Annotated in this window: 2 protein-coding genes; one reads left to right on the top strand and one right to left on the bottom strand. The window is 71.6% G+C overall.

Features of this window, described 5'->3' with window-relative positions; genetic code table 11:
* Window positions 1-10 precede the first annotated feature (10 nt).
* Window positions 11-856, top strand: a complete 846-nt coding sequence (locus tag JNUCC0626_RS04260) for an XRE family transcriptional regulator (RefSeq protein ID WP_394618322.1) — start codon at window positions 11-13, stop codon at window positions 854-856.
* Here JNUCC0626_RS04260 and JNUCC0626_RS04255 read toward each other — a convergent pair.
* Window positions 840-2066, bottom strand: a complete 1227-nt coding sequence (locus JNUCC0626_RS04255; protein ID WP_394618321.1) for an MFS transporter — start codon at window positions 2064-2066, stop codon at window positions 840-842. The two genes, JNUCC0626_RS04260 and JNUCC0626_RS04255, sit on opposite strands and share 17 nt — an antisense overlap.
* Window positions 2067-2174: the final 108 nt, after the last annotated feature.

Here is a 2174-nt window from a genome sequence, read left to right as displayed (position 1 = left end):
CGTGACCAGCGTGGACGAGTTCGCGCAGGCTCTCCGGACGGCGATCACGAATCGCGGTCTCGGTCTGGAGCGTCTGCGCGAACACCTCTCCCAGAACGGCGTGTCCGTCTCGATGGCCACGCTGAGCTACTGGCAGACGGGGCGCAGCCGACCGGAGCGGCAGAAGTCGCTGCAGGCCGTCGTCCACTTGGAACACATCCTGCAGGTCCCACCGGGGCACCTCTCCGAACTGCTCGGGCCGCCGCGTCCCCGTGGCCGCTGGCTGCGGCACGCACCGGCGCCGATGTCCGCGTTCTGGCCGTTCCCCTCGCCCGTAGAGCACGCGCTGCACGACCTCGACACGCAGTGGGACGACCAGCTGCTGCGGGTGAGCCAGCAGGACTTCGTGACGATCGGGGCGGACCGCACCGAACGGGTCTTCCGCTCGCGCCAGGTGCTGTCGGCGTCGATGAACGGCCCGGACCGCTGGGTCGTGATCATGCACGTCGACGACCACCACCGGCCGTTGCCGCAGGTCAACGCCCTGAAGAACTGCACGGTCGGCAAAACGGTCGAGGAACCGGCCGAGGGGCTGCTGGTCGCGGAGCTGCTCTTCGAACGGCCGCTCAGAAAAGGCGAGAGCGTCGTGATCGAGCACGAGCTCGTGAACCAGGCCCCGTGTCCGCCCGCGTCGAACTACGAGCGCAAGTTCCGCCTGCCGACCAGGGAGTACGTGCTGGAGGTGACGTTCGAGGGCGACGCCCCGAGCGCCGTCACCCAGGTCGCGGACGGCTCCGAGGTGAAACCGGACCGCACGCTGCTGGACGTCGCCCTGGACGTGCGGCCCGGCACGCGAGGCTTCAGCTGGACCTGGTGACCTCCCGCGACGTGAACCCCCGCGCCGAGGGCACCAGCGCTGCTGCGGCAGCCGTCGCGAAGCAGATCACCGCGCACACCCCGAGCACCGCACCGGCCCCGAACGCGTCGAGGGCGGGGGCGATGAGCGCGAGTCCCAGCGGCGCGAGGCCGTAGGAGAGCAGGAAGTCGAGCGACGACACGCGGGCGAGCTTGCCGGGGTCGACCTCGCGCTGGATCGCGGTGAACCACGGCACGTTGAACAGCTCGATCCCGATGCCCGCGACCACGTACACGGCGATCAGCACGACCGGGTGCACCGGCAGCAGCAGGCCGAGCGGGATGAGCCCGTAGAGCCCGAGGCCGGTCAACGCGACCCAGCCCGCGTTGCGCGGCCGCCACCGCCCGATCACCGCCGCGCCGATCAACGCCCCCACGGTGTACGCGGTCGTCGCCCCCGCCAGCACCGCCTCGGTGTCGTAGCGATCGCGGCTCACGACCGGCAGCAGCACGGCCGTCGCCGAGTACCCGAACGCGATCATGGCCGTCAACGCGCCCAGACCGGCCAGCAGCCACGGATGCCGCCGCACCTCGTGGATGCCGTCGAGGAAGTCGGCGACGAACCCCGCGCGGACTTGGGTCTGCTCCGGCCTGCCCTGCCCCTTCGGCGGCACGAGCGCCGCGCACAGCCACAGCGCCGCCGTGACCGCGAGCAGCACCTGGGCGTTGGTGATCAACGCCGCGAGCGCGGTGAGGCTCGGCGCGACCAGCGTCGTCACCCGGATCGCGAGGGTGGTCATCGCGTTGGCCTGCTGGCGTTGCGACTCCGGCACCACCTCGGCCACCAACGCCTGGAACGCCGGTCGGCACGCGCCCTGACCGGCCCCGACGACGGCCGCCGCCACGGCCATGAGCAGCAACGACCGTCCCATGCCGAGCGCGATCACCGGCGTGACGAGAGCCGCGACCAGGCACGACCAGAAGACCACCGCGCGGCGGGCGTGCCGGTCCGCCAGCACCCCGGCCACCGGCACCGCGGCGACGAACCCGGCTGTTCTGGCGGCCAGCACGACGCCCAGCTCCACGGCCGTGATCGACCGTTCCAGCACGGCCAGGCCCAGCACGAACGGCAGCGCCCACATGGCGAGCCCCGACGCGGTCGTGCCGGTCCACAGCCGCAGGAACGCGGTGTTGCGGAAGACGGACGGGGCCTTCGTCGCTTTCTCGGTCACGTGGACCAAGGTCCCATCACCGGTGCGCTCCTGACCACACCCCGTCGATATTCCGCATCACCGCGCAAAAGAAGGACGGGTGCTCCCCCGCCGCCTGCGGAGAGCACC

The sequence above is a fragment of the Lentzea sp. JNUCC 0626 genome (genome assembly GCF_043632865.1).
Lineage (GTDB): Bacteria > Actinomycetota > Actinomycetes > Mycobacteriales > Pseudonocardiaceae > Lentzea.
This window is presented reverse-complemented; position numbering and strand designations above follow the sequence as displayed.